The organism is Paraburkholderia sp. J67 (assembly GCF_905220265.1).
GTDB lineage: Bacteria > Pseudomonadota > Gammaproteobacteria > Burkholderiales > Burkholderiaceae > Paraburkholderia.
On sequence record NZ_CAJMZK010000008.1, the window covers coordinates 222,831 to 248,937 of the forward strand.

At 62.6% G+C, this 26,107-nt stretch carries 24 protein-coding genes and 2 pseudogenes; 2 read left to right on the forward strand and 24 right to left on the reverse strand.

Annotation, left to right across the window (positions count from 1 at the left end; genetic code table 11):
- Positions 1 to 401: 401 nt before the first annotated feature.
- The 9 genes and pseudogenes from U5782_RS17675 to U5782_RS17715 all read right to left on the reverse strand — a co-directional run bounded on the left by U5782_RS17675 (position 402) and on the right by U5782_RS17715 (position 10,027).
- Entirely contained in the window at positions 402 to 1,331 is a 930-nt protein-coding gene (locus U5782_RS17675; protein ID WP_322045148.1) for a LysR family transcriptional regulator, read from the reverse strand.
- A 151-nt stretch (positions 1,332 to 1,482) separates the two neighbouring features.
- Positions 1,483 to 2,631, reverse strand: coding sequence for a CoA transferase (locus U5782_RS17680; RefSeq protein WP_322045149.1), 1,149 nt, complete (start codon positions 2,629 to 2,631; stop codon positions 1,483 to 1,485).
- Positions 2,621 to 3,867, reverse strand: a pseudogene (locus U5782_RS17685) (CaiB/BaiF CoA transferase family protein). The gene U5782_RS17680 and the pseudogene U5782_RS17685 overlap by 11 nt, the downstream one beginning before the upstream one ends.
- A 97-nt stretch (positions 3,868 to 3,964) precedes the next feature.
- Positions 3,965 to 4,384 carry a Zn-ribbon domain-containing OB-fold protein gene (locus tag U5782_RS17690; RefSeq protein WP_322045150.1) on the reverse strand — a complete coding sequence of 140 codons (420 nt, stop codon included), beginning with the start codon at positions 4,382 to 4,384 and terminating at the stop codon, positions 3,965 to 3,967.
- A gap of 20 nt (positions 4,385 to 4,404) precedes the next feature.
- Positions 4,405 to 5,616 carry a thiolase family protein gene (locus tag U5782_RS17695; protein ID WP_322045151.1) on the reverse strand — a complete coding sequence of 404 codons (1,212 nt, stop codon included), beginning with the start codon at positions 5,614 to 5,616 and terminating at the stop codon, positions 4,405 to 4,407.
- 11 nt (positions 5,617 to 5,627) lie between these two features.
- Complete coding sequence (locus U5782_RS17700; protein ID WP_322045152.1) at positions 5,628 to 6,125, reverse strand: MaoC/PaaZ C-terminal domain-containing protein; 498 nt, start codon at positions 6,123 to 6,125, stop codon at positions 5,628 to 5,630.
- Positions 6,126 to 6,207: 82 nt separating this feature from the next.
- Positions 6,208 to 7,353, reverse strand: a complete 1,146-nt coding sequence (locus U5782_RS17705) for an acyl-CoA dehydrogenase family protein (RefSeq protein ID WP_322045153.1) — start codon at positions 7,351 to 7,353, stop codon at positions 6,208 to 6,210.
- 196 nt (positions 7,354 to 7,549) lie between these two features.
- Positions 7,550 to 8,704, reverse strand: a complete 1,155-nt coding sequence (locus tag U5782_RS17710; protein WP_322045154.1) for a CaiB/BaiF CoA-transferase family protein — start codon at positions 8,702 to 8,704, stop codon at positions 7,550 to 7,552.
- A 129-nt stretch (positions 8,705 to 8,833) separates the two neighbouring features.
- Complete coding sequence (locus U5782_RS17715; protein ID WP_322045155.1) at positions 8,834 to 10,027, reverse strand: acetyl-CoA hydrolase/transferase family protein; 1,194 nt, start codon at positions 10,025 to 10,027, stop codon at positions 8,834 to 8,836.
- Between the two features lie 620 nt (positions 10,028 to 10,647).
- Between U5782_RS17715 and U5782_RS17720 the strand changes: the two genes are divergently transcribed.
- Positions 10,648 to 11,397: an electron transfer flavoprotein subunit beta/FixA family protein gene (locus U5782_RS17720; RefSeq protein WP_322045156.1), complete on the forward strand. Its 750-nt coding sequence runs from the start codon at positions 10,648 to 10,650 to the stop codon at positions 11,395 to 11,397.
- A 23-nt stretch (positions 11,398 to 11,420) separates the two neighbouring features.
- A pseudogene (locus U5782_RS17725) lies at positions 11,421 to 12,352 on the forward strand (electron transfer flavoprotein subunit alpha/FixB family protein).
- Between the two features lie 66 nt (positions 12,353 to 12,418).
- Here U5782_RS17725 and U5782_RS17730 read toward each other — a convergent pair.
- From U5782_RS17730 to urtB, 15 genes are all read right to left on the reverse strand, one after another.
- Positions 12,419 to 13,009 (reverse strand): helix-turn-helix domain-containing protein, encoded by a 591-nt coding sequence (locus U5782_RS17730; protein WP_322045157.1) that lies wholly within the window; start codon positions 13,007 to 13,009, stop codon positions 12,419 to 12,421.
- A 49-nt stretch (positions 13,010 to 13,058) separates the two neighbouring features.
- Positions 13,059 to 13,274: a hypothetical protein gene (locus U5782_RS17735; RefSeq protein ID WP_322045158.1), complete on the reverse strand. Its 216-nt coding sequence runs from the start codon at positions 13,272 to 13,274 to the stop codon at positions 13,059 to 13,061.
- Between the two features lie 100 nt (positions 13,275 to 13,374).
- Positions 13,375 to 14,694, reverse strand: coding sequence for an aromatic acid/H+ symport family MFS transporter (locus U5782_RS17740; RefSeq protein WP_322045159.1), 1,320 nt, complete (start codon positions 14,692 to 14,694; stop codon positions 13,375 to 13,377).
- Between the two features lie 144 nt (positions 14,695 to 14,838).
- Complete coding sequence (locus U5782_RS17745) at positions 14,839 to 15,951, reverse strand: porin (protein WP_322045160.1); 1,113 nt, start codon at positions 15,949 to 15,951, stop codon at positions 14,839 to 14,841.
- Positions 15,952 to 16,400: 449 nt separating this feature from the next.
- Positions 16,401 to 17,351, reverse strand: coding sequence for a LysR family transcriptional regulator (locus U5782_RS17750; RefSeq protein ID WP_322045161.1), 951 nt, complete (start codon positions 17,349 to 17,351; stop codon positions 16,401 to 16,403).
- A gap of 74 nt (positions 17,352 to 17,425) precedes the next feature.
- Entirely contained in the window at positions 17,426 to 17,992 is a 567-nt protein-coding gene (locus tag U5782_RS17755; RefSeq protein ID WP_322045162.1) for a DUF2889 domain-containing protein, read from the reverse strand.
- A gap of 128 nt (positions 17,993 to 18,120) precedes the next feature.
- Entirely contained in the window at positions 18,121 to 18,258 is a 138-nt protein-coding gene (locus U5782_RS17760; RefSeq protein WP_322045163.1) for an alpha/beta hydrolase, read from the reverse strand.
- Positions 18,259 to 18,309: 51 nt separating this feature from the next.
- Positions 18,310 to 19,572, reverse strand: coding sequence for a multidrug effflux MFS transporter (locus U5782_RS17765; protein ID WP_322045164.1), 1,263 nt, complete (start codon positions 19,570 to 19,572; stop codon positions 18,310 to 18,312).
- A 92-nt stretch (positions 19,573 to 19,664) separates the two neighbouring features.
- Entirely contained in the window at positions 19,665 to 20,690 is a 1,026-nt protein-coding gene (locus tag U5782_RS17770) for an aliphatic amidase (protein WP_322045165.1), read from the reverse strand.
- A gap of 74 nt (positions 20,691 to 20,764) precedes the next feature.
- A complete protein-coding gene (locus tag U5782_RS17775; protein ID WP_322045166.1) occupies positions 20,765 to 21,106 on the reverse strand; it encodes a zinc ribbon domain-containing protein in 342 nt (113 codons plus the stop codon).
- A 25-nt stretch (positions 21,107 to 21,131) separates the two neighbouring features.
- Positions 21,132 to 22,370 carry a formamidase gene (gene fmdA, locus U5782_RS17780; protein ID WP_322045167.1) on the reverse strand — a complete coding sequence of 413 codons (1,239 nt, stop codon included), beginning with the start codon at positions 22,368 to 22,370 and terminating at the stop codon, positions 21,132 to 21,134.
- A gap of 85 nt (positions 22,371 to 22,455) precedes the next feature.
- Positions 22,456 to 23,145, reverse strand: coding sequence for an urea ABC transporter ATP-binding subunit UrtE (urtE, locus tag U5782_RS17785; RefSeq protein WP_322045168.1), 690 nt, complete (start codon positions 23,143 to 23,145; stop codon positions 22,456 to 22,458).
- Between the two features lie 46 nt (positions 23,146 to 23,191).
- Positions 23,192 to 23,935: an urea ABC transporter ATP-binding protein UrtD gene (gene urtD, locus U5782_RS17790; protein ID WP_322045169.1), complete on the reverse strand. Its 744-nt coding sequence runs from the start codon at positions 23,933 to 23,935 to the stop codon at positions 23,192 to 23,194.
- 3 nt (positions 23,936 to 23,938) lie between these two features.
- On the reverse strand, positions 23,939 to 25,108 hold the full coding sequence (urtC, locus tag U5782_RS17795; protein WP_322045170.1) for an urea ABC transporter permease subunit UrtC: 1,170 nt from the start codon (positions 25,106 to 25,108) through the stop codon (positions 23,939 to 23,941).
- Between the two features lie 67 nt (positions 25,109 to 25,175).
- Complete coding sequence (gene urtB / locus U5782_RS17800) at positions 25,176 to 26,093, reverse strand: urea ABC transporter permease subunit UrtB (RefSeq protein WP_322045171.1); 918 nt, start codon at positions 26,091 to 26,093, stop codon at positions 25,176 to 25,178.
- Positions 26,094 to 26,107 lie beyond the last annotated feature (14 nt).

Here is a 26,107-nt window from a genome sequence, read left to right on the forward strand (position 1 = left end):
GATTCATTCGTTGTCACCATTCAGTCTATCTGGAGTCCAAATCGTGATGATTCGCATGGCTACGAAGACACCGATACTCCGGCAAGCAGTCTATTTCACACGTCAGCGCACTGGTGAATCTGAGTACGCAACGCGTGCGCCGTGCGCGGCGAATCTTCTGAGGTGGTTAGCGAAGCGGGTGCGCAGGCCTTTCTGCGCTTATGCCCGCACGCAGAATACGCGAATTTGCGCCACGCCGGGCATACCACTGCTGGCGCGAGCAACAACGTATTCGGCAACACGGTGCTGCGCTTTCTTCCAGGACATATCAACGCCACTTGCCAGATGTCTTGGCGCGCCATGTTTCCCGCGTGCGGCGGCGGGTTGACGGTCTGAACCGCAGCCCGCCCATTCAAGCCAGGTTACGCCGTCGCTTCGTTGCGCGGCCGGTCCAGCAGCTGCCGGATCAGCGCTGAAGCAAGAGGATTCTGTTCGCGGCCACGGGCGGTGGCAATATGAATGTGCCGCACAGCCCACGGCTCGGCCAGCTCCAGCACGGTGACGCGCCCGAACAACTCGTGACTGACCAGACATTCGGGCTGAATGGTCACACCCAGCCCGGCTTCGACCAGACTCACGGCTACGCCCGCACTGCTGACCGTGTAGGGCGGTTCGAACTCGCCGCCCAGGCGCCGCGCTGCGACGCGCAACGCGCTTTGCATGGCATTGACGGCAATGACGTGCTCGGGCAGCAGGTCGGCGAACGAAACGCTCGCGCGCGTACTCAGGTGGTGTCCATTGGGCACGACGGCAATCAGGCGATCGGTGCGATAAGGCGTGACGTCTACGCCGCCAAGATCGAGTTCGTGCGAGGCCGCGAACACGCCGACATCGGCCTCGCCGCGCGCGACGGATTGCACGATATCGGCGTTCTCCAGTTCGTGAACCACGAGATCGACCAATGGGTATTCGCGCTTGAAATCGCCCAGCTCGCGCGCGACGAAGGGCACGATGATCGTGCGTGCCGACGCGATCGCCAGCTCGCCGCGCATGCCTTCGGTGAAAGACGCGACTTCGGCGCGCATATCGTCGAGGTTTTCGAAAATGCGCCTGATGTAGCGCACGAGTACGGCGCCGGCCGGGCTTGGCACGACGCCTTTCGGGCCGCGCTCCAGCAGCTTGATACCGGCAATGTCTTCAAGATCCTGGATGCGCTTGGTCGCCGTGGACGCCGCGATGTTCTCGCGAATGGCGGCGAGGCCAATCTGCTGCTCTTCCACCGCCGAAACAAATAGCTTCAGCGTGAACAGGTCGACCTGCCGGATCAGATGCAGCCGGTTGAAGGTGCTCATGTCTCCTCTCTTGCCCGCCTTTTATTACCCCGCTTTGCGAACTTGCACGGGGCGATGCGGTTATCGTACACCGTCTTGCCCCGGCTCCGCGCTTAGGGCCATGCCTGTTCCGGCATCGGCTGCGGCGTTTGAGTACGCGCTGAATGTGCTGTCAATGCTGCAAATTCAGCAGGCGTTCGAGCTGATCGTTGTCCGCGCCGATCTCGCGCGCGGCATGCAGCGGCGGCGGACGCTTGCCGTCGAACGAAAGCGGCAGGCCGACGAGACCGATCTCGTCATCGGATGGCGTTTCGATGATGCCGAGCGCGCGCGTCTGCTCGTGCCGGACCACCTCGGCCGTCGTCTGGATCGGCGCCACCGGAATGCCGCCCGCCTGCAACCGCGCCTGCCAGGCCGCACGCGTGTCCGTCGCAAGACGCTCGCCGATCAGCCGGTCGATCTCCCCGCGATTTTTCAGGCGCGTGGCATTGGTCGCGAACCGATCGTCACCGGCCCATTCCGGGTGGTCGAGCGCCGAACAGAGCTTCGCGAACAACGCGTCGTTCGCCGCGCTGATGATCAGATGACCGTCCGCCGCCGCATAGGCCCGATGCGGAACGATAAAGGCCACGCCCGAGCCGTGGCGACCACCCTCCTCGCCATCTGCGCTGTAGTTCGCGATGCCGACCGACATCCACGCAATCGCCGTCTCCAGCAACGAAGCTTGCACGGTCGCGCCGCAATGCTTGACCTGACGGCGATACAGCGCGGCAAGAATGCCGACCACCGCCCACATGCCGGTGCCGAAGTCCACGATCGACACCCCGGCGCGCACGGGCGCCTGCTCCTCCTCGCCGGTGATGCTCATGATCCCCGAGAACGCCTGCATGAGCGGATCGTAACCAGGCAGCGTGTTCATGGGGCCTGCATGGCCGAACGCGCCCACTTCGCAGTAGACCAGCTCGGGCTTGGTGACGCGCAGGCTGTCCGCATCGAGCCCGTATGCAGCGCTGGAGCCGGGCCGCAGATTGTGGATGAACACGTCCGCGTGCTCGGCGATCAGTTGATGCAGCGTCGCGAGCTGATCCTGGTCCTTGATGTCGAGGCAGATCGTGCGCTTGCCGCGATTGAGCGCGTGATAAGCCGCGCCGCTGCCTTTCCACTTGCTCGGCCCCCAGCCGCGCGCCGAATCGCCCGCCGGACGCTCGATTTTCCAGACTTCCGCGCCCAGCGCCGCGAGTATGCGCCCGCTAAACGGCGCCGACGCACTGTCGCTCAACTCCACGACCACGACGCCCGCCAATGGCAAATCACGCAACATGGTTGTTCTCCCTTGAATGGACCCGGCTCTCGCTTGGCTCCGTGGAGCGCGTCCATGCGCCGCCCGATCGGATCATCGCGTCGATTTCATCGGCGCCGTAGCCGTACTCCGCCAGCAACTGCGCCGTCTGTTCGCCCAGGCGCGGCGCCGGATAGCGCATCGCCGGCGTGCTTTCGCTCCATTGCTGAGGAATCCCGATCGTTCGGATAAGGCCTTCCGAAGGATGTTCCTGCTCGGCGAAGAAACCGACCGCCTTCATGTGGGGATCGTCGAGCAGCGTCTGCGGTGTATTCATTTCGATGACGGGTATGTCCGCCTCGCTCAGCAGCTCAACCCATTCGGCCGAGGTCTTCGTTTCGAAGACTTCCGCGAGAAACGCGTACAGATACGCGATATGCTCGGTACGCGCGCCGATGGTAGAGAAATGTGGATCGTCGGCCATTTCCGCATGACCGGACAGCACGAAAAAGCGCCGCCAGTGGTGATCGGCATACACATTGACGCCGATATAGCCGTCGCGTGTGCGATAAGGCCGGCGATCGGGATTCATCATGCGCGCATAGCCCCAGTCGCCAAGGGGCGGCACAAACGTATGACCGTAAAGATGATCGCCCAGCACGAAATGCGCGAACGTTTCCAGCATCGGCACGAATACCTGCTGGCCCACACCACTCTTCTCCCGACGGTACAGCGCCATCGCCACCGCGTTGCTGGTGGCCATGCCAACGACGCGATCCGCGATCGCCGTCGCCACGTAGTCGGGCGGCCCGACTTGCGGCTTTGCAGGACCGGCATGCCCACCGCCGCCTGGATCAGATCGTCGTAGGCGGGGCGTGCCGCATAGGGACCGTTCTGGCCAAAGCCGAACGCGCCGCAGTAGATGATGCGCGGGTTGAGACGCCGCACGTCTTCGTACGCGATACCGAGCTTCGCCATCGTGTGCGGGCGCATGCTGTACAGCAGCACGTCGGCCTGCTCCACCATGCGCCTGAGCGCGCCGATGCCGTCCGGATGCTTGAGATCGAGCACGAGGCTGCGCTTGTTGCGATTCAGATGCAGGAAAATGGGCCCCATGCCGGGATGGCGCGACGGCCCGATGTTGCGCGTCGTGTCGCCCTCGCGCGACTCGATCTTGCAGACGTCGGCGCCCATGTCGGCCAGCAGCAAGGAAGCGTACGGCCCCATGAAATTGGACGTCAGGTCGAGAATGCGAACGCCCTCAAGCGGTCCGGCCATGACGCCTCCCGCTGCGGCATACGGCTTGAATAGGTATCACGGTGTCTCCTCCGTCTTTGCGACTATGCCGGCACGTGGCCGGCTCACTACCGAATCTTTACTGGTCGGTCGGCACGAACAGCGGCAATCGCTGCTCGCCGCGCTGCGCGAATCGCACTTCCACGCGCTGACCGATCGAGATGGCATGCGGCTCGGCATCGATCTGCGAGAACAGGAAATAGCCTTCGTCCATCTGGATGAAGCCGACCGTGTACGGGACGATGCCCGCCCACACCGGCGTCGGGCCGCGCATGATCGTGCTGTACGACCATACCGCGCCGCGCCCGCCCGACTGCCGCCAGTCGAGCGATCGCGACCCGCAGTGCGTGCAGAACGAGTGCGCGGGCCACACCGCCTGCGCGCATTCGTTGCAGTGCTGAAACGTCAGCCGGTCTTCCGCCAGCGCCGACCAGTAGGGCTCGGCGTCCGGCAAACGGTAAGGCTGTGGCCAGCTATTGAGTGAATGGGTATCTGTCATGGGATGCTCTCAATCGGATTTCACTTCGCGGACGACAACAGCAGCACCGCGCCCGCCGCCAGCATCCCGCCCGCGCCCTGCACGAGGACGGTCTGCGGACGCTGCGCGGGCGCGAGCCCCAACGGGTCACCGCGCAACTGGCGAACGGCCTCGACGATACTGTCCATGTTGCACGAGATACCTGGCTGTCCAAACGATAGCCAGCCGCCGTTGGTGTCGGTTGGCAGATCGCCGTCCACGCCGGTTCGGCCTTCGCGATAGAGGTCGATGCCACGCCCCTTCTTTGCAAAGCCCAGATCCTCCATCACCATCGGGCCCATGTGCGCGAAGTTGACCGAAATCTGCGCCATGTCGACATCGTCAGGACCGAGGCCCGACATCGCGTAGGCCTGACGCGCCGCTTCCGCCGTCGCCGTGGTGGTCAGATTGGGAAACGCGCCGAGGCTGTCGAACCGGCACTCGCGCATGTTCATGCGGTCGGTCAGGTATTCGTGCGTGGTCGCCGATCCATAGCCCATCAGGTACACCGGATTGCGCGCGGCGCGCGCGTTTTCCGGCGAGGTGACGACGAGCGCGCCGCCCGTGCCGCCGCCCCACGTCGAGCACATCCAGCGCCGCAGCGGCGTCGCCACATATGGCGACGAGAGCACCTTGTCGCGGTCGATCTCGCCGAACTTCGCTTTCGCCGCATGCGGATGGTGACGTCCCCAACGCTGATTCGCGACCGCGACATCGGCAAGATCCGCCTCCGTGATGCCGAATTCGTGGAAATAGCGATGGGCCGCCTGTGCGTAGAGCGCGGGAATCGTCGGACCATAGGGAATCTCGAACTGCGGGTCGGCGTCGGCCTCCGCGCCCATCGCGACCGCGTCGACGAACAACTCGGTCGCGTCGCTTTGCAGGCACAGCACGTACTCGGCGCGGCCCGCGGCGATCATCTGCGACGCAATCGCCAACGTCGAGGTCAAACCCGCGCCGTGCATCGTCAACTCGCTCGTGAGCGTCACCGGCATCTGCATGTGCGAGATGAAGATGTTGCTCCACTGCGAACGCTTGTCGGCCCACGGCGAGCGGCCCGTGAACACTGCATCCACCTGGTCCTTGCGAATGCCCGCGTCGGCGAGCGCGTTGAGCGTCGCTTCGGCCGCCAGTTGCAGCGGGTCTTTCCTGTTCGCGAGCGAGGCATAGGCATCGCCCATGCCAATGATCGCCGCTACCGGTTGGGGACTCATGCCGACGCTCCTCAGACCTTGAAGTCGGGCTGCGCTTCGGCGATCAGCGCATCGAGGTCAGCGCGACGACGCAGCATCAGCAGGCTCCATTCGCTGCGCTGCACGACTTCGCCGCGCTGGTTGTACGCCTGGATCAGCATCGTGCCCACGCCGAACTTGTCGTCTTTTTCCTTCTTCGCGATCACTTCGGCGCTGGCGTACACCGTGTCGCCGATCTTCACCGGATTCAGGAAGCGCATCTTGTCCACGCCGTAGTTCGCCTGGATAGCCGGGCCGAATTGCAGCAGGCCCGAGATCAGCGAGAACGTCAGCATGCCCTGCACGATACGCTCGCCCCAGCGGGTCTTTTCGGCGTATTCCTTGTTCGAGTGAATCTCGATCCAGTTGCCGGTGAACATGCAGAACGTCACCACGTCGCTTTCGGTCACCGTGCGGCCGGGCGAGCGGAACTTCTGCCCGACTTCCAGTTCGTCCAGCGGGATGTTGATGCTGTTGTTGACTACGCTCATTGCCAGTTTTCCTGAATATTCCTTGAGCGAGACGGCACCGCCTGGCCGTCTCGTGTTTGTCTTTCGATGCTGGATAGCGCGCTTACTGACGCATCGACTTCGCGATGATCGTGCGCTGGATCTGCGAGGTGCCGCCGCCGATGGTCGACTGGATGCTCTCGCGCAGATAACGCTCCATGTCGGCTTCCGGCAGGTTGGCGTAGCCGCCCAGGATCTGCATGCCAGCAAGCGCGCATTCCTTCAGCGTTTCCGATCCGTACAGCTTCGCCATGGACACTTCGCGACTGCACGGCACATGGTTCGCGGCCATCTGCGCGGCGCGGTAGCAAAGCAGGCGCGCGGCGTCGACCTTGGTCTGGCAGTCGGCCAGCATGTGGCGAATCACCTGGAAGTCAAACAGCTGGTGATCGAACTGGATGCGCTCGTGCGCATAGCGCGAAGCCGTTGCGACGGCTTGCTGGGCGTTACCCGTGTAGGCAGCAGCCACGGCGCAGCGTTCGAGTTCAAGGTGTTCAGTGATGATCTTCCAGCCCTGACCTTCCTCGCCCAGCAGCGCGTCGCCCGGCACACGCACTTCGTCGAGGAAGATTTCGGTCGTGCCGGTGGCATGGCGGGACAGCGTCGGCAGCTTGTTGATCACCATGCCCGGCGTGTCGTTCGGGATCAGCAGCACGGAGAGGCCCTTGTGCTTGTCGTCCGTGCTGGTGCGCACCAGCATCGCGATCACGGTGTCCTTCGCGGCCGCGCCGCTGCACCAGAGCTTCTGGCCGCTGACGATCCAGTCGCCGTTGCTGTCACGACGTGCGCGCGTCTTCGTATTGGCCGCGTCCGAGCCCGCATCGGGTTCCGAGATCGACACCGAGAAGCGGATCTTGCCGTCGATGAACGGCTGCACATACTTCGCTTTCTGCTGGGGCGTGCCGAACTTGGTGATGTTCATCGCCGTGAAAGTCGGCACGAGCACCGAACACGCGAAGTCGAAGCCGAATTTGCCGAGACCTTCGGCCATCAGCGAGTAGTCGAAAATATCGCCGCCCGAGCCGCCCTCTTCTTCCGGAATCAGGATGCCCAGCCACCCTTGCTTCGCGATCTGCTCGTAAGCCTCGTACGGATAGTCGCGATTCATGTCGCACTTGCGCACGTACTCGACGGTGATCTCGTTATCCATGAACCGGTTGACGGTGTCGAGCCACATCGTCTGCGATTCGTCCAGAAAGTTCGCTTGCATTTGTCTTCGCTCCAGTTGACGTGTTTGCCTCGTTCTTCTGCCGGGCATCACTGTTTGTAGATTAGGGCCATGCCTTTCTCGATCCAACTGGTCAATTCCGAAGCCATGATTCGAATTTCCCGAAGACCGATATATCGATTTGGTTACCTAATCAATTCGACACCATGTATTCGTGACACGCGAATACATGGATACCTCATTCGATAACCCGTGATGCACGCAGCGCGTCGAGTTCCCCGGCGCTGAATCCCCAATCCAGCAACGCCTCTGTCGTGTGCTCGCCGGGCTTTGCGGGCGGGCGCTGAACAGCGCCGGGCGTGCGACTGAAGCGCGGCGCGGGAGCGGGCTGCACGATGCCATCGCGTTCGACGAACGTGTCACGCGCGCGTAGGTGAGGATGAGCCGGTGCTTCCGTCATCGATAGCACGGGAGAGATGCACACCTCGCGGCCCTCGGCCAGTGCGCACCATTCGTCTCGCGTGCGCGTGCGGAAGATTGCGGCGAGTTTTTCGCGCATATCGGGCCAGCGCGAGGTGTCGTGCTGGTCGGGCATGTCGGCCTGCTCAAGCCCAAGCAGGTCCAGCATATTGCGCCAGAAGCGGGCTTCATTGGCCCCCACGCTGAGCCAGCGTCCGTCCTTCGTCTCATACACGTTGTACCAGGGCGCGCCCGAATCCAGCCGGTTGCTGGCGCGCTGGTCACTCCAGTAGCCACTGGCGAGCAGGCCATAGCAAAGCGTCATCAACGAAGCCGAGCCATCCACCATCGCGGCATCGACCACTTGCCCTTTGCCCGAGCGGCGGCTCTCCAGAATCGCCGACACCACGCCAAGCGCGAGATAGAGCGAGCCGCCGCCGAAGTCGCCCGCAAGATTCAGAGGAATGGCGGGCGGCCCGTCAGCGGGACCAATGGCGTGCAGTACGCCTGTGAGGGAGATGTAATTGATGTCATGGCCCGGAGCCTGAGCGAGCGGGCCATCCTGGCCCCAGCCCGTCATGCGGCCGTAGACCAGCGCGGGATTCGCAGCGAGGCATGGGTCGGGACCGAGGCCCAGTTTCTCTGCCACACCAGGGCGAAAGCCTTCGACCAGGGCATCGGCTTTCGCGACCAGTTTCAGAACGGCCGCTGCGGCATCGGGACGCTTCAGATCGAACGACGCGCTACGGCGGCCACGATTGAGCAGGTTAAAGCGCGGGTCGCCCGGGACGCCGCCATCGTAGCCGGGCGGCCGATCGATACGGATCACGTCGGCGCCGAGGTCCGACAGCAACATGCAGCAGAACGGCACGGGCCCGACGCCACCCAGTTCCACGATTCGAACGCCGCTCAGCGGGCCTTGGTTGTCGCGCATTATCGGAAGTCTCCATTCGGGGGCATTCCAGATTACTGCGCACACCACCCGCGACCAATCGCGAAAATTCGAAGTGCCGCTTCGATATCAGCGAATCGCGTCGAGCACGTTTGCGGGCCTGTCCTGCGCTCAATGCCGGGCGCGTGCCGCCTCTTCAAGGAGGCGTTCACGGTGATCGGGATGGGCGATAGCAATCATCCGCGGAATGCGTTGCGCAAGCGACAGACCGCGCAGATCCGCGACGCCGAATTCGGTGACGATCACACAGGCGTCGCTGCGCGGCACGGTGACAGGGCCCGAGACGCGCGTAACGATCCGGCTATGCGCGCCCGCTGTCGAGGGCAGCGCGACGATCGGAACACCGCCGGGGCTGGCCTGCGCCGCGCGCAGGAAATCGCCAACGCCGCCAACCGCCCCCACGTAAGTGCCCGCGACCATCTCGGCATTCACCTGGCCGCTCAGGTCGACCTCTACCGCCGAGTTGATCGCGACGAAGCGCTCGATCCTGCCGAGCACCGTGGGGTTGTGCGTATATTCCGTGCCACGCAGCTCGAGCGCGGCATTGCGGTGCGCGAACTGGCGCACGCGTGCCGAGCCGATAATGACGCCGCCCACCGTGATGCCCGCGTCGATCGTCTTTCTTGCATTCGTGACCACCCCGGCCTCGCACAATGCAGCGACGCCATCACCGATGCTGCCCGTGTGCACGCCGAGATCGCGCCGATCGAGCAGTTGTGCGAGCACGGCATCCGGGATCGCACCGATGCCTGTTTGCAACGTCGCGCCATCTTCCACGAGGGTCGCGACGTGCCGACCGATGGCCTGCTCAATCTCACCAGGCGCTCCAGCGGGAGCTTCCATGAATGGCGTATCCGACGCGACTAGCAGGTCGATATCGGCACGTTCAAGCCAGGGACCGCCGTAGGTCCACGGCACCTCGGGATGGACCTCGGCAATGATCGCGCGCGCGTGCTTCACCGCTTCGACCAGGTACTCGCGAGCCAGGCCAAGACTGTAGCGCCCCTGTTCGTCGGGCGGCGACACCTGCAACATCACGACGTCGATACGCAATGCGCTGCTGGCGATCAATGCTGGCAACTGCGAATAGTGTGCAGGCAAGATGTCTAGCACACCCGCGCGGGCGAGCTTTCGATTCGTGCCGCTACCGCAGTAGGCGAGAAAGTCGAAAGCATCCGCATGCTCCGGCGCGAGCACATCGGCCAGACCGATGCCGAGAAAGAGCCGGATGCGCCTGAGCCGGTCGCGCTGCGCCACCAGCGCGCGCATGAGCGTGACCGGCTCCGCATGAGACTGTCCCCACATCACCGTGTCGCCTGGACGGATCAAGCCGGAAAGGTCAGGAACAGGGGTCGATTGGGCCGAAGTACCAGTTGATCCGGTGACTTCAAGATACGGGGATTCGTCGTGTTTCATGCGAATAAGAACGTTGGCAAAAAAGAATGATGGGTTACACAGGACTCCAACATTTAATGCCGGTCCCGCACGAAGTGCTGACCATTGCAGCATCGGCATGATCGCGCGTCTACGTGGTCTGGACGGTCGTTCCGTACTTCGATCTGAACGCGCATACGGCAATCTCAGCACTGAGCAAGCACGGCAGAGAACCGGCGAAAGCGTCTCACCTTCCGCATCTCGCACCACTGTACGGAACACGGTGCAGCGGCGTCTTCCCTGCCGGTTTCCCCTGCCATACAGTCGCCTTCATCCGTGACTCGCTGTCGGCGCTTTGCCGTGCAGGCAGACACGGGGGCCATTTCCACCCCGCCGGGCAGCCGTCCGCACTGAGAGCGGATGGTCGTCCACGCATCGGGCCTTGATTCCCGGCCTCGAATACAGATGCGGGGCGGCCGCCGGCGGGCGTCTTTTCCTTTGGCGGGCTTCGCTCGCGGGATGGGACAGTCGTAACGAACAGGAGACGTAAGGTGAAGGTATTGGTCGCGGTCAAGCGCGTGGTCGACGCGAACGTGAAGGTTGGCGTGAAGTCGGATGGCACGGGCGTCGATATCGGCAACGTGAAGATGTCGATGAACCCATTCGACGAAATCGCCATGGAAGAGGCGGTGCGCCTGAAAGAAGCCGGAGTGGCCAGCGAGGTGATCGCCGTTTCCGTTGGTGCCTCGCAGGCTCAGGAGACGCTGCGTACGGCGCTCGCCATCGGCGCGGATCGCGCGATCCTCGTCGAAACGAATACTGAAGTACAGCCGCTCGCGGTCGCCAAGGTGCTCAAGGCGCTGGTCGACAAGGAGCAGCCTTCGCTCGTGATTCTCGGCAAGCAGGCCATCGACGACGATTCGAACCAGACTGGCCAGATGCTCGCCGCCCTCGCCGATCTCCCCCAAGCGACCTTTGCTTCGAAATTGACGGTTGCCGATGGCAAGGCAACCGTTTCGCGTGAAGTGGACGGTGGCGCCGAAACGCTCTCGCTGACACTGCCCGCCGTCATCACGACGGACTTGCGCCTGATCGAGCCGCGCTATGTCACGCTGCCGAACATCATGAAGGCGAAGAAGAAGCCGCTGGAAACCCTCAAGCCTGAGGACCTCGGTGTGGATATCACACCGCGCCTGAAGACCCTCAAGGTCGTTGAGCCGCCCAGGCGCAGCGCAGGCGTGAAGGTGCCGGACGTGAAGACGCTGGTCGAGAAGCTGAGAACCGAAGCCAAGGTGCTGTAAGGAGCGATGGAAAAATGACGAATCTGGTGAATCTGGTTATCGCCGAACACGACAATCAGTCGATCAAGGCGCAACGTTGAACACGGTTGCCGCCGCGCAAAAGATTGGCGGCGACGTACACGTGCTGGTTGCGGGCCATAACGCGCAAGCGGCAGCCGACGCCGCAGCGAAGATCGCGGGCGTGTCGAAAGTACTGCTGGCCGACGCGCCGCAACTCGAAGCGGGCCTCGCGGAAAACGTCGCGGCGACGGTGCTGAACCTTGCGAAGGACTATTCGCATGTCTTGTTTGCCGCCACGGCGGCAGGCAAGAACGTGTCGCCGCGCGTGGCCGCGAAGCTGGACGTCGCGCAGATCTCCGACATCACCGCCGTCAATTCAGCAGACACGTTCGAGCGCCCGATCTACGCAGGCAACGCGATTGCCACCGTTCAGTCGGCGGACCCGGTCAAGGTCCTCACCGTTCGCGCAACGGGGTTCGACGCCGTCGCGGCCCTTGGCGGTAGCGCTGCGATCGAAAAGATCGAGGCAGCCGCCGATAGCGGCCTCTCGCGATTCGTGAGCCGCGAAACGACGAAGCTCGACCGGCCGGAACTCACGGGCGCGAAGATCATCGTCTCAGGTGGTCGCGGTCTGGGTAGCGGCGAAAACTACACGCAAGTACTGGAGCCGTTGGCTGACAAGCTCAATGCAGCGCTGGGCGCCTCGCGCGCCGCAGTCGACGCGGGCTATGTGCCGAACGATTATCAGGTCGGCCAGACGGGCAAGATCGTCGCGCCGCAACTGTATATCGCGGTCGGCATTTCAGGGGCGATCCAGCATCTTGCGGGCATGAAGGACTCGAAGATCATCGTCGCGATCAACAAGGACGAAGAAGCGCCGATTTTCGGCGTGGCCGATTACGGCCTCGTGGGCGATCTCTTCACGCTCGTGCCCGAGCTGGTGCAAGCGCTTTAATGCTGTCATGCCGCGCCGGTTCGACTGGCGCGGTATTCCTGCCGATCGACTGCTGGCCGTTATGTTTCACCATCGTTCGACATTGCCAGGCAGGTAGAACCGCTCGAGCTCCGGGAGCACCGAAAGCATCGCCCAACCCATAGGCGACGAAGCGATGCGCAGACGTGAACCCGCATGAAGCATCGGATCGACGGATACCGACTCGCCCGCACAGGTTTCGAGCACAATCACGTCGAGACGCTCGCGCGTGCCTAACACCACGCAGGTATCGTTTGCATTCGCGAAGGCCTGCATTTCGAGCCGCGCGAACCGTTGCGCACCGGAATGCGCGATGGCCGCGTAGCCAAGCGATAGGACGGCCGCGGCGAGCCGGTGCTTGCGCTTCGCGGGCGAATAATGCAAATAGCCGAGTGCGACGAGGGAGCGCGTCATGCGCGAGATCGTCGGTGCCGGAATGCCGGTTTCGAGTACGAGATCCTTGTTGCCGCGCCACGGTTGGTGCGGCGAAAACGCTGAAAGTATCGTCAGGCATCGTGCGAACGGAGTGACCATTGCGCCGCTCGCGTGAGCACGTCCGCCACCACGGTCCCAGCGGTAGTCCGAAGCTACGGCAACGGATGGACCTTCGTAGTCGACCTGGTTCGACTGTAACGACATCGATTGCTCCGTTTTGTTGGCGCGAGTGAAACCGTTCAATACGCGCCAGTCACGCGGCGCGCATCGTCAGCCTCTGGGGCGACGGCGGGAGGACGCGCCAGGCGCCGTCCTCATGCCGGAAAAAGCAGAGCGTGATGTCGCCGCATGGGGCTCGCGCCTGCACCTGCACGCAGCGACCTTGCGCCGCGTTGCGCAACGCGCGAACCCTGAACGGCACGGCATGGCCAGGCGCCAGCCAACGCGCCACGACTTCACTCAACGACATTCGAACCGTTTCCATCATCATCTCCTGCATTTCAATACTCAACTGCGACTGCGGGTACGTTCGTCGGGTCGTCGTGCGATTCGTGGCTCGCTGCCGGCAGTCAGACGTCCGCGTATGCCATGCGTGCGGGCGCCGTCTCCCTGATCTGGGCCACGACTACGGCCGCGAGCACCGTCGGCACAGCAAACGCATAGAAGTTCCATTGCGTTCCCAGATTCGCGCCAATCACCCAACTGCCGATCATCGGCCCCAGAATCGCGCCGATCCGTCCCAACCCCTGCACGATGCCGATCGCCGAGGCCCGGCACGAAGCGGGAAAATACGTGGCGACATAGCCATAGCTCAGCGTGGTGGAGCCAATCGATCCCAGTCCCGCACCGAACACACCGATCATCAGCCACACGTAAGAAGGCTTCTGGCTAAGCACAAGCAGAGACAGTCCACAGGCGAGAAAGAAAGGAATGAGCACCCTTCTCGATCCGCCCCGATCCGAAAGCCATGCGCCAAACAAGTTGCCCGTGACCGCGCCGAATTGCATCACCAGTAGAAACTGGAGCGATGAACCCAACGGATAACCCGCCTTGCGCATCAGGAGCGGCAGCCACACATTGAGACCATAGACAACCAGTTGGATGCAGAAAGCCATCAGCGCGAACAACAGCACCGCTGAGCGCCAGCCTGACGACATCGCGAGCGTCAAGCCCCGCACGCGCGGTGTGGGTGTAGCGGAATGCGAATGCAATGCGTGCTGCTGTTCTTGCAGAACCTCGTCGAAGTCGATGGCGTAACGTGACGACAGTGCGCGCGCCTCATCCTTGCGGCCGTGATCGACGAGAAAATTCACGGACTCGGGCAAGAAGAAATACATCACCGGCAGAATGAGAATATAGAGTGCGCCGGCGGCATAAAGAACGCGCCATCCATGACTTTCGAGCAGCGCGATGGCGAGCAGCGAACAGATCACGCCGCCGATCGGGTAACCCGTGAGCGCAAGCGCGCTGTACAGTTGCCGGCGATTGCGTGGTGCGTACTCGACGCTCAGCGCGACCGACGACGGCACCACTGCGCCCAGCCCGATACCGGTTGCGAACCGGGCCACACCAAAGGCGAACGGCGAATGCGCGAGCGCGCAAAGGAGCGCACCGATGGAGAACCACAAGACGCCCAGCATGATGAGCTTGCGACGCCCGATACGGTCCGCGAGCGGCCCGGCACCTACCAGGCCCACCATCAGTCCCGCGAGCGTCCAGCTACCGATCATTCCCACGCCGTTCGCATTGAGCACCCAACCCGGTTCCGCGATGAGACGCGGCACCGTCGCGCCATAGACGATGAGGTCGTAGCCATCCACGGCAATGGTCAAAAAGCACAACAACACCACCCATAGACGACTTCCAGTTTGCGCAGACGAATCGTTCACGTTGTCTCCTGTCCTCTCACGGTCACGGGGACCGTGCGGCTTTTATCGTTTTGGGTTAGCCCAACTATAGGGAGGCGAGCTGCCCCCACCAAGTGACGGATTTCGAAGCGAAGCTTTCCAGAGCCCGAATTGCACGCAAGGGGGCTAGAACTTGTGGAGGATGCCGACGCCACCGCCAACGGTCGTGCCGTTCGTGCCCTGCAACGCGCCATCCACGTCGAGACCGAGCGTGGAACGGCCACGGTTATTCGTCACGCCGACCTGCGCGTACAACGACGTGCGCCGCGACAGCGAATACTGCGAGCCCAGTGCGACGAGCAGTCCGTGCGTGCCCGACTCATGCGGATCCCGCTGATACCAGACGCCCGAATTGATCGTGAGCGCCGGGGTGGCGTTGTAGACAAAGCCGAGGTTCCACACATCGTGATTGCCGCCGCCTACCAGGCCACCGAGCGTGGTCTCAGGCGCCTTGTAGTTGGTGAACGAACCCTTCACCGTAAAAGACGAGATGGTGTAGCCCAAACCAAAGGTCTTCGCGATCAGCGGAACCTTGAACAGCGTGTCGTTCAGACTCGCTTCATTGCCCGCACTCGCGTCGTAGACCGCAGCGTTGACCAGCAGCCCCGCGCCCTCGTATTTCAGACTGGCCGAATACTGCCGGCCCGCCTTGAAATCTCCGGCTACGCCGCCGAGCGCGTACATCAGGCTTCCCGTGAAACCGGCCAGTTTGGGCGAGATGTAGGTGATGGCGTTCGAGACGAAAGACCCGGTGAACGTGTTGTTGCCATATACGGAGATGTTGCTGGCGAACTGCGCCATACTGCGCGGATCGGAATCGTAAAGCGCGAGAATGAAGGGCGAAAACTGCACGCCCGCCTTCAACTCCCCTAGATTGCTCGCAAGGGAAATCCACGCCTGGCGGCCGAACAAGCCACCGTTGCTGTTGTCGAAACCGCCGTTGGCAAGACTGATCCCGCTTTCAAGCTTGAATTTGGCCCTCACGCCGCCGCCCAGATCCTCCTGTCCGGTCAAACCGAACACCGACGGCTCCAGCCCGCTGCTGATCATCTGGAATTGCTTGCCGCCGTTCTGTCCGTTTGCCGGATTGAATGACTTGTTCGTGTAGATAAAACCCGCATCGAGTACGCCATACAGCGTCACGCTGGACTGTGCCCACACACTGACCGGCAATGCCGACACCGCCACCAGAACGGCCATTCGCTTGACTGCGAATTTGAATACGCCGTATGAACTCATGTCTGTCTCCTTGATATAGATATCGCTTTGTTATTTTGTTGGCGCTATGGAGCGGTAGATTCCTTGATTAAGGGCTTCTGGCTTCACGGCGATTTCTCCAAACCCCCTGTACGGGAGCCAAATCCATGTCATTCTGGTGGTGGTCCTCCAATCGAATTGCTTACGGAAGGCTATATTTCATTCCTTTCGCAATCTACATTTCAACTAGGATGCCTAATCAATTATTCGGAAGATCGTGTATTTATTTTTGTATCCGACATCCCCGATCAGGCATTTGAAAACCGGGTGGGCGTCGTTGCAACGATTAGAGCAATCGAAGCCAGGAGGGTCAACGCCGCCCCCTGAAACGTTCCGTACTTCGAGGAGCGCCCGGCAGTCCGCCGAGGTGAAGGGAAAAGCGCTTCCGCACTAACCCTGGGTGTCGGGCGTTGTGCGACGCGAATGCATCGTTATGGCGTCGTGCAATAGTCTGGTGCGCTGAGGGAAGCCTCGTCAGCGGCCAGCAGTTCGGGAATGTAATCCTTGAGAAATTCGACGAAGGTTTTGATCTTCGCATCGAGATATTGGCGCGAGGCATACATGGCGTACACCGTGAGCGTCTGGAGACGATGTTCCGGCAGCACTCTCAGCAGCGAACCATTGCGCATGGCGGGCACGGCGGTCGGCATGGGCAGCGCACCGATGCCCACCCCCTCGCGCAATGCCCCGCTCAATGCCTCCGCAACGTTCACCTGAAAGGTCGACGGCGGCAGTTCAAATGTCTCTGGCCCATTTGGCCCCTCCAGCCGCCATTTGTCGCGTTCGAACACGGGCGAAAACAGTTGCAGACAATCGTGTCCCGCGAGTTCCGCCACACTGCCAGGCGTCCCGTGCTCACGCAGATACGAAGGCGCGGCGCAAAGCACGCTATGCAACGTGCCCAGCGCATGCGAGACAAGTCCGGAATCGGGCAGATTCACGGCACTGAGTTGCAACGTGACGTCATAGCCCTCGTCAAGAAGGTCTGGAACATGCTGTGACAACGTCAATTCGACCGCGACTGAACGATGGCGCTGCTGATAGCGCACGATCGCAGGCACCACATAAGCCTGGCCGAATCCCGCTGTGGCGTGCACACGCAGACGGCCGGCGGGCAATGCCTGTGCGTTGCCGGCTTCGGCTTCCGCCTGATCGATGTAGGCGAGGATCTGCTCGCAACGCCGTAGATAACGCTCACCGGCTTCGGTGAGCACCACGCGACGGGTGCTGCGGTTCAGCAGACGAGCCTGTAGATGCTTCTCCAGGCTCGCTACTGCGCGTGACACGGCCGCGGTCGTCATGTCCAGATGCTGCGCAGCGGAAGTGAAGCTGGCTGCGCCGGCGACCCGCGCGAAGATGCGCATACAATGCAGTCTATCCATCTGACAAACTCAGGAAGCGACCGAAAACAATCGCGGCAACACCGCACTCGCGTACCGCACGAATTCAACGGCGATCAAGACGACGACGGCCGGTGAAACGCCGGCCAGCGTTGCAGGACAAGTTCGCGAGAGGCACCGTAGGCATGGCAACTGTCGATCTTGAGCGGTTTGCCGTTCGCGTCGGTGGCCTCCATGAGTCCCTGAGCGCGTAGTGGATTGACGGCCTGGATCGCCGCCGTCGCAAGTGGTATCAGAATCTCCCGCAGATGCGTGCAGGTCTCGCCGGCAGGCAGCCGCTTGCGGACTTCACCGCTCCAACCCGCGCCGATGCGCAGGCCCACAAGGGCCTGCAACGATTCGCCCCCGCCTGCGCAGTCGCGATAGGGAAACGCCCTCATGAAAGTCGAGACGGCGTGGATGACCATCTCCAGGTCGAAGACGACACTTACGCCGATGTCATGGATCGGCGTATTCGCAGAAACCACCCGCAGGCCGCCAGGCGGCGTGAATTCGTACGGTTTCGTGTCGCCAAGCTGGCCGACGATTTCGAACATGCCATCGCTGCGCCTGAAGCCTTCGAAGTGAATGTTTCGGATATGGATGGGTTCGCCCGTCGAGGCCGGTATCGATGCTTCAGTCATGTCCTTCCCTTGCGCCGTTCCGTATCCTTCAGAATGCGGCGCACGCGCAAGGCAGTCAATTTACGCAATCGACTTGTTCCGTACACCGAAACGGCGACATCGCAAAGACGCCGCCGTCTTCAGACCTTTCAGAGGTTTTCCTTGAAGAAGGGGCCACGCTTGCTCATCGCCTGCTCGACGCACGCCGGCTTGTCGTAGAGATCGTAGTGGCTCGCCCCTTCAACGACAAAGAGGTTCTTTCGGCTCGAACGGGCACGGCTGAACAACTTGTAGCCGTCACGCTGCGAACCGAACGCACCGGGTCGGCTGCCGCTCAGTCAGGCCGCCTTGTCGCTACGGGGCATTGACGCCACGGATTCCATCAGCGCCAGATGTCGTAGCAGCTTTCTGACCATTGCGGCCACAACGAACGAGAGGATCACAAAAAATATCGCGAGCGGCGTTAGCGACTGAATGGACACGAAGCCCGCAAGCCCCATCATCGCCGACGACACGAGCAACAGCGCGCACCCAAGAATGGCGCTGGTCAGCCCGGCGATATGCGGGAACAGCGAATTGCCTTTGGCCATCAGCGTCGGGTACATCGCACCGGCGCAGAACCCCATCACCAGTACTGGCGTGGCAAGCGTCCACACCTGCAGACCGACCGTCAGCGCGAGCACCAGCATCGTGACCGAAGCGCCTGCCATGATTCGCGTACCGATGCGCAGACGCTGCTCCGGCGTCGGCAGGCCCGGGCCGTGAATGCGATTGGACAGTCCGCCAAGGAAGTACATCATCCCGATGCCAAGCGCAAGATAGCCGAAATACGTCGGCGGCTTGTGCAGCGTGCTCTGCACCATGAACGGGCCGACGATATTGAACACCAGCAAGATGCTGTAGCACAGCCCCTGGGCGAGAAAACAGCTTTGAAACACCGGGCTCGACAGCACTTTGCCCGCATTCTGCATGAGCGTGCGCGGCTCCAGATGGACGGGCTGGCGCAAGGTCTCGTGATAGCGCGCGAGGAACGCCCACATCACGAGCGAACACACCAGCAGAAACACGAGGCACGCCTGCCAGCCAAACCACGTCTGCAAATGCGCGCCAATCACCGGCGCGACGATCGGCGCAAGCCCCCAGGCGATCGACATATAGGTGAACGCGTGCATCAGGGCCTGCCCGGAAAACGAGTCCGTGATGATGGCCTTCGCAAGCAGATTGGTGGCCGCGATACCGAAACCTTGCAGGCAGCGCGCCGCGAGGAATAGCCCGATATTGGGCGCAGCAAGCGACAGCACACAGCCCAGTGTGTAGATCACGAGTCCCGATGCGAGCACGCGCTTGCGTCCGTAAGCATCGGCAATCGGCCCGAAGACCAGCTGTCCGAATGCGTAGGCGGCCATGTAGCCCGACACGCTCGACTGGATCGCTTGCGGCGAGGTGGAGAAGTAATGCGCCATCGCGGGCAACGCGGGCACATAAACGTCGATGGCGAACTGACCGGCCGAGGCAAAGAGGCAGATCAGGATCAGCAGGAAGCGAGGTGTGTTCGATGCGCGGGAAGGTGCGATGGAGCGGTCGATACGATCGTGGCTCATGGGTCCGTCGAGGTTGCGAATTCGGCGGACATACTAGCATCGCCCTTGCAGAATTTCCTGGACTGCTTCTGCCCGCCGACTTTGCGCTTCACTCAATCGTCATGCGGAATGCCTTCGATCGGGCACTCGGCCGTCCCGGGAGTCGGTCGCGTCAGCGCCTCGACCCGGCCGCGCATGGCTTCCGGGTCTTCGACCCAGTCGCGATAGAACCCAAACGGACAGGCCGCCACGCCGTTCACGCCGTCGCCCGAGTTGATCGTGCCCGTATATCCACGATGCAGCAGTTTGTAGAGATGGTTCTGCGACTGCATGTTGCGCCGCGCGTCGCGGATCATGCCCACCGAAAGCTCCGCGTACTGCACGCCCATCTCCTCTTCGCCGCATTCGCCGAGCGTGCGCCCGTCGAAGCCGACGATCGCCGAGTGTCCGAAGTACGAATACACGCCATCCCAGCCCGTAGCATTGGCCACGGCGACATACGTGTTGTTCATCCACGCCATCGCTTTGGCGACCATGATCTGCTGCTCCTTGGCCGGATACATATAGCCCTGGCAGCGCACGATCAACTCCGCGCCGTTCATCGCGCAGTCGCGCCAGATCTCGGGATAGTTGCCGTCGTCGCAGATGATCAGGCTGATCTTGAGGCCCTTCGGCCCCTCCGTCACATAGGTTCGATCGCCGGGATACCAGCCTTCGATCGGCGTCCACGGCATGATCTTGCGGTACTTCTGGACGATCTCGCCGCGATTGTCGATCAGCACCAGTGTGTTGTACGGCACCTTGTGCGGATGCTCCTCGTGCCGCTCGCCGGTGATCGAGAACACGCCCCAGACGTTGGCCTTGCGGCACGCCGCCGCGAAGATATCGGTTTCCTCGCCGGGCACCGTCGACGCCGTGTCGAACATCTCCTCGCGGTCGTACATGATGCCGTGCGTCGAATACTCGGGGAACACGACGAGGTCCATGCCCGGCAAGCCCTGCTTCATACCGACCACCATCTCGCCAATTCGCCGCGCGTTGGCGATCACTTCCGACTTCGAATGAAGTCGCGGCATCTTGTAGTTGACGACCGCCACGCCCACGCAGTCGCGGCTGCTCGAAATATCACCATGTCGCATGATTCATCCTCCTTGAACACAGATGCAGCGCGAGCGGAGTCCGGCACAAGGGCTCCGCTCGCGCCGATACGCCATTAATGGCTAATCATCCAGGGCCGTCCCGCCGGCCGTTTCAGACCGTCCGCCGCCGCGCCTGCGAGCTTCGCCCCGCCTCCCGTGCAGCAACTGCATCCCGCGCGATGGCGCAGCGGCGCGCCCTCACCCTCGCCCGACTGGCGCGGCGCATGCGCCGCCCGTTCGTTCGTGGCGTGCGCCGAGCGGCGCGTGGACGCCATCAAGGCGAGCGACGGCGCGCTGATCACGCGGCCGCCTTCGGCGCCGCAATCGGGACAGCGGCAAGGTTTTTCGCGGTCCGCGATGCGGCGCATGACGGAGAACGGACCGCAGCTCGCGCACTCGAAGTCGTAAATCGGCATGACAGGCTCCTCTCGTGGCGATGCCTCAGACCTTGATGAGATCCGGCGAACGCGGCAGATCCACCCCGCCCTTGATATGCTGGATCGGCCCTTCAGCGTTCGGGCGAATATCGAAATCGAAGATCTGCGTGGGCAGCCACAAGGTCGCGCAGGCATTCGGAATATCGACGACCCCGCTGATATGCCCCTGCACCGGCGCGCAGCCCAGCAGCGAATACGCTTGCGCACCCGAATAGCCGAACTTCTTCAGATACTCGATGGCATTCAGACAGGCCTGCCGGTACGCGACGGTCACGTCGAGATAATGCTGACCGCCCTGCTCGTCCACCGAAATACCTTCGAAAATGAGGTAATCGTTATAGGCCGGCGTAATCGGACTCGGCTGGAACACGGGATTGCGAATGCCGTATTTCGCCATGCCGCCCTTGATGAGATTCACGCGCATGTGCACCCAACCGGCCATCTCGATCGCACCGCAGAACGTGATCTCGCCGTCGCCCTGGCTGAAGTGCAGATCGCCGACCGAGAGGCCCGCGCCATCCACATACACCGGGAAGAACACTTTCGAGCCGCGCGACAGATCCTTGATGTCGCAATTGCCGCCGTGTTCGCGCGGCGGCACCGTGCGCGCGCCTTGCGCCGCCGCTTTGTCGCGCGCCTCGCCCGTGAGGCTGCCCATATGCGCCGTCGCGGCAAACGGCGGATTCGCGAGCGGCGGCACACGCTCGGGCGCGGTGGCGATCAGCCCGGTCTCGCGCGTGTTCCACGTTTCGAGCAGCTTCGGATCAGGCAGGCACCCAATCAGGCCCGGGTGAATCAATCCCGCGAAATTCACGCCCGGAATATGGCGCGAGCTCGTATAGAGGCCGTGAAAATCCCAGATCGACTTCTGCGCTTCCGGGAAATGGTCGGTGAGAAAGCCGCCGCCATTGCTCTTCGAAAAGAAACCGTTGAAGCCCCACTGACTATCGGCCTTCGCGCCGATGTCGAGCAGATCCACCACCAGCAGGTCGCCGGGTTCCGCGCCGTGCACGCCCACCGGGCCGGACAGAAAATGCACGATCGACAGGTCGATATCGCGCACGTCGTCGGCGCTGTCGTCGTTCTTGATGAAGCCGCCGGTCCAGTCGTAGGTTTCGAGGATGAAATCGTCGCCGGGCTTGACCCAGCAGGCCATCGGAATATCCGGGTGCCAGCGGTTGTGGACTTGTTCGTTTTCGTAGGCTGACTGATTCAGATCGACCTTGATGAGGGTGTCGGTCATTGCGTTCGCTCCTGGGTTCGCAAGTTCGAGGGTTCGCAGCTTGGGATAGATGACGCGGCCAGCCTTGCGGCGCGCCGCGCCGCACTCAAACGGAGAGGTATTCGCGGATACGGTCGGTGTCGCCCGCCTCGCGCGTGCTTTGGTGCACGAAGCGCCCGCCTTCGATCACGAAGAGCCGGTCGGCCACATCGAGCGCAAAACTCAAAACCTGTTCGGACACGACGATGGCGATATTGCGGCTCGTGCGAATCTCGTTGAGCGCTTTCGCGATGTCCTTGATGACGGAGGGCTGAATGCCCTCGGTGGGTTCGTCGAGCAGCAGCACCTTCGGCTCGGTCGCGAGCGCGCGCGCAATGGCGAGTTGCTGTTGCTGGCCGCCCGAGAGATTGCCGCCCTTGCGCCGCCGCATGTCGAACAGCACGGGAAAAAGCGCATAGAGATCGTCGGGCACGCGCTGGCTCTGCGCGTTTTCGAGGCCCGTCTGAATGTTTTCTTCGACGGTGAGCGAGGCGAAAATCTGCCGGCCTTGCGGCACATAGCCGATGCCTTTCGCCACGCGTCGATAACTTTCGTCTTTCGACACGTTGGCCCCGCCTACGCGCACCGTGCCGCGATTGGCCGGCAGCATGCCGATCAGCGCCTTGAATAGCGTGGTCTTGCCCATTCCGTTGCGGCCCATCACCGCCACGCTTTCGCCGCTCGCGACGGAAAAGCCGATGCCGTGCAGCACTTCGCTCTGGCCGTAGCTGACGACGAGATCGTCGACTTCCAGCATGATGTGTTCTCCGTTGTAGCTTTCGGTGGCCAACTCAGTGGCCCATTTAGTGCCCGAGATAGACATCGATCACGCGCGGATCGGCCTGCACCTGGGCCATCGGCCCTTCCGCGAGAATCTTGCCCTGATGCATCACCGTGACCTTGTGCGCGATGCGCTCGACGAAGGCCATGTCGTGCTCGATCACGATCATCGAGCGATTGCGGCAGATACGATCGAGCAGTTCCGCGGTCAACTCACGCTCGCGCACGCTCATGCCCGCGATCGGCTCGTCGAGCATCAACAGTTCGGGATCCTGCATAAGCAGCATGCCGATCTCCAGCCACTGTTTCTGCCCGTGCGACAGCAGCCCCGCTTCGAGATCGAGCACGGCGGCCAGACCGATCTCTTCCGCCACATCGTGCACTCGCCCGGCGACTTCGTCGTCTTGCCGATAGGCGAGCGCGCCAAACACGCTGCGTCCGCGCGGAAACGACACTTCGAGGTTCTGCGCGACGCTCAGGTTTTCGTAGATCGACGGCGTCTGGAACTTGCGGCCGATGCCCTTGCGCACGCGCCGGAATTCGGCGAGGTTCGTGATTTCCTCGTTGCGGAACTTGATGCTGCCGGCCGTCTCCTTCGTCTTGCCGCAGATGAGGTCAAGCAGCGTCGTCTTGCCCGCGCCGTTCGGGCCGATCACGACGCGCAACTCGCCGCGTTCGAGATAGAGATTGAGCGAATCGATCGCCTTGAAGCCGTCGAACGACACGGTCAGGTCTTCGATCGCGAGCAGAAAATCGGTATTGCTCATGCTTCACGCCTCCTTGTTCGCTGCGCCGAGCAGCCGCCGCAGACGCGGGCGCACATGCTCGTCATAGAGGCCCGCGAGCCCGTTCGGAAACACCATCACCACGCCGATGAACATCGCCGCCATCAGATAAAGCCAGAGGTTCGGGAAACTCTCCGAAAACCAGCTCTTGCCGAGATTCACGAGAATCGCGCCATAGACCGCGCCCACGAGCGACATGCGCCCGCCAATCGCCGCGTAGATCACCATTTCGATCGACGGCACGATGCCGACGAACGACGGCGACATGAAGCCCACCTGCAAGGTGAACATCGCGCCGCCGATGGCCGCGAGCATGGCCGCGAGGCAGAACGCGAACACCTTGAACATGGCGACGTCGTAACCGGAAAAGCGCACGCGGTCCTCCTTGTCGCGCATCGCGAGCAGCAGCGTGCCGGCCTTGCTGCGCTGGACCCAGCGGCAGGCGAGCAGCGCGCCGATCAGCAGCACGGCGTTCACGAAGTACAGAACCAGCTTCGCGTGGTCGGTGCGAATGTCCCAGCCCAGCAGCGTGCGCAGATCGGTCATGCCGTTCACGCCGCCCGTGTAGCCTTGCTGGCCGATGATCAGCACCGAGAGGATCAGCGCGACCGCCTGCGTGATGATCGCGAAGTACACGCCGCCCACGCGCCGCTTGAACATCGCGTAGCCGATCACAAATGCGAGTGCCGTGGGCACGACGAGCACGGCGAGAATCGAGAACGGCAGCGAGTGAAACGGCTTCCACCACGCGGGCAGCGCGGTGAGCTGGTTCCAGTCCATGAAGTCGGGGATGCCGGGCGTGGTCTGGGTGCGCGTGGCGGCCGGATCGGAGGCTTCGAGCTTGAGGAACATCGCCATTGCGTAGCCGCCCAGACCGAAGAACACGCCCTGGCCGAGACTGAGCACGCCGCCGTAGCCCCACGCGATCACGAGGCCGATCGCCACGAACGCATAGGTCAGGTACTTGCCCATCAGGTTCAGGCGAAACGTGTCGAGCGCGAGCGGAAACACGACCACGATCAGCACCGCAAGCAACACGATGCCCGCATAGCCCGACGCGTCGAGCCGCGCCGCGAGCGCGCGCCAGCCGCCCGGCGCGGCGCCCGGACCGGATCGCGGGGCGACGCCGCCCGCCGCGGGTTGGATGGGTTCCATGTCCATCTCTCCATACGAATGAAACAGTGAATAAGGCTTGCGCGATGTACTGCGCGGCGCGTTGCGCTCAGACGCGCCGCACCTTCGAGGCGAACAGGCCCTGCGGGCGCAGCATCAGGATTACGACGACGGTCAGCAGCGTGAGCACGCGGGCAATCGAGCCCGAGAGAAAGAACTCGCTGATCGACTGCATCTGCGCGATGCCGAAGGCCGACGCCACCGTGCCGAGCAGGCTCGCTGCACCGCCAAACGTGACGACGAGAAACGAATCGACGATGTACAGCGAGCCGCTCGTCGGCCCGGTCGAGCCGATCGCCGTGAACGCCGCGCCCGCCACGCCCGCAATACCGCAGCCGATGGCGAAGGTCATGCGGTCGGTGCGGCGCGTGTTGATGCCGGCCGCGTTCGCCATGGGCCGGTTGGCGACCGTGGCGCGCACGCGCAAACCCCAGCGCGAGCGATAGAGCGCGAGCAGCAGGCCGCCCGTCATGATCAGCGCAAGCCCCATCACAAACATGCCGCTTACCGGGATGTCGAGTCCCGGTGCGGGCTCCCACGACCCCATCAGCCAGTCGGGCAGCGCGGGGCTCACTTCCTTGGGGCCGAAGGTCGAGCGGAACACCTGCTGCATGCCAAGGCTTAAGCCCCAGGTGGCGAGCAGCGTGTCGAGCGGCCGCCGGTACAGATGGCGGATCAGCGCCCATTCCGCGAGCCATCCTGCCGCGAAGGCGAGTGCGAACGCCGCGAAGATCGCGAAGAAAAAGTACACAGGCGTAAACGCGTGCCAGACGTTCTGCGCGAACCATGAAAACATGTAGACCGTATAGGCGCCGATCGTCATGAACTCGCCGTGCGCCATATTGATCACGCCCATCTGGCCGAAGATCACGGCAAGCCCGAGCCCCATCAGGAGCAGGACGCTGAACAGGCTCAGACCGGCGAAGCCCTGCATCAGCGTGATGTTGAAAATGTCGGTAGCAGACATCGAATGCTCCTCGC

What these genes read in the sequence shown, in the direction of transcription:
- U5782_RS17770 (WP_322045165.1), bottom strand. Translation starts at nt 20,690, where the DNA reads ATGCGACATGGTGATATTTCGAGCAGCCGCGACTGCGTGGGCGTGGCG.
- U5782_RS17765 (WP_322045164.1), bottom strand. Translation starts at nt 19,572, where the DNA reads ATGAGCCACGATCGTATCGACCGCTCCATCGCACCTTCCCGCGCATCG.
- fmdA (WP_322045167.1), bottom strand. Translation starts at nt 22,370, where the DNA reads ATGACCGACACCCTCATCAAGGTCGATCTGAATCAGTCAGCCTACGAA.
- U5782_RS17750 (WP_322045161.1), bottom strand. Translation starts at nt 17,351, where the DNA reads ATGGATAGACTGCATTGTATGCGCATCTTCGCGCGGGTCGCCGGCGCA.
- urtC (WP_322045170.1), bottom strand. Translation starts at nt 25,108, where the DNA reads ATGGAACCCATCCAACCCGCGGCGGGCGGCGTCGCCCCGCGATCCGGT.
- U5782_RS17690 (WP_322045150.1), bottom strand. Translation starts at nt 4,384, where the DNA reads ATGACAGATACCCATTCACTCAATAGCTGGCCACAGCCTTACCGTTTG.
- U5782_RS17715 (WP_322045155.1), bottom strand. Translation starts at nt 10,027, where the DNA reads ATGTGGGGACAGTCTCATGCGGAGCCGGTCACGCTCATGCGCGCGCTG.
- U5782_RS17700 (WP_322045152.1), bottom strand. Translation starts at nt 6,125, where the DNA reads ATGAGCGTAGTCAACAACAGCATCAACATCCCGCTGGACGAACTGGAA.
- U5782_RS17695 (WP_322045151.1), bottom strand. Translation starts at nt 5,616, where the DNA reads ATGAGTCCCCAACCGGTAGCGGCGATCATTGGCATGGGCGATGCCTAT.
- urtE (WP_322045168.1), bottom strand. Translation starts at nt 23,145, where the DNA reads ATGCTGGAAGTCGACGATCTCGTCGTCAGCTACGGCCAGAGCGAAGTG.
- U5782_RS17735 (WP_322045158.1), bottom strand. Translation starts at nt 13,274, where the DNA reads ATGTCGTTGAGTGAAGTCGTGGCGCGTTGGCTGGCGCCTGGCCATGCC.
- U5782_RS17775 (WP_322045166.1), bottom strand. Translation starts at nt 21,106, where the DNA reads ATGCCGATTTACGACTTCGAGTGCGCGAGCTGCGGTCCGTTCTCCGTC.
- U5782_RS17680 (WP_322045149.1), bottom strand. Translation starts at nt 2,631, where the DNA reads ATGTTGCGTGATTTGCCATTGGCGGGCGTCGTGGTCGTGGAGTTGAGC.
- U5782_RS17710 (WP_322045154.1), bottom strand. Translation starts at nt 8,704, where the DNA reads ATGCGCGACAACCAAGGCCCGCTGAGCGGCGTTCGAATCGTGGAACTG.
- U5782_RS17730 (WP_322045157.1), bottom strand. Translation starts at nt 13,009, where the DNA reads ATGTCGTTACAGTCGAACCAGGTCGACTACGAAGGTCCATCCGTTGCC.
- urtD (WP_322045169.1), bottom strand. Translation starts at nt 23,935, where the DNA reads ATGAGCAATACCGATTTTCTGCTCGCGATCGAAGACCTGACCGTGTCG.
- U5782_RS17745 (WP_322045160.1), bottom strand. Translation starts at nt 15,951, where the DNA reads ATGAGTTCATACGGCGTATTCAAATTCGCAGTCAAGCGAATGGCCGTT.
- urtB (WP_322045171.1), bottom strand. Translation starts at nt 26,093, where the DNA reads ATGTCTGCTACCGACATTTTCAACATCACGCTGATGCAGGGCTTCGCC.
- U5782_RS17755 (WP_322045162.1), bottom strand. Translation starts at nt 17,992, where the DNA reads ATGACTGAAGCATCGATACCGGCCTCGACGGGCGAACCCATCCATATC.
- U5782_RS17705 (WP_322045153.1), bottom strand. Translation starts at nt 7,353, where the DNA reads ATGCAAGCGAACTTTCTGGACGAATCGCAGACGATGTGGCTCGACACC.
- U5782_RS17675 (WP_322045148.1), bottom strand. Translation starts at nt 1,331, where the DNA reads ATGAGCACCTTCAACCGGCTGCATCTGATCCGGCAGGTCGACCTGTTC.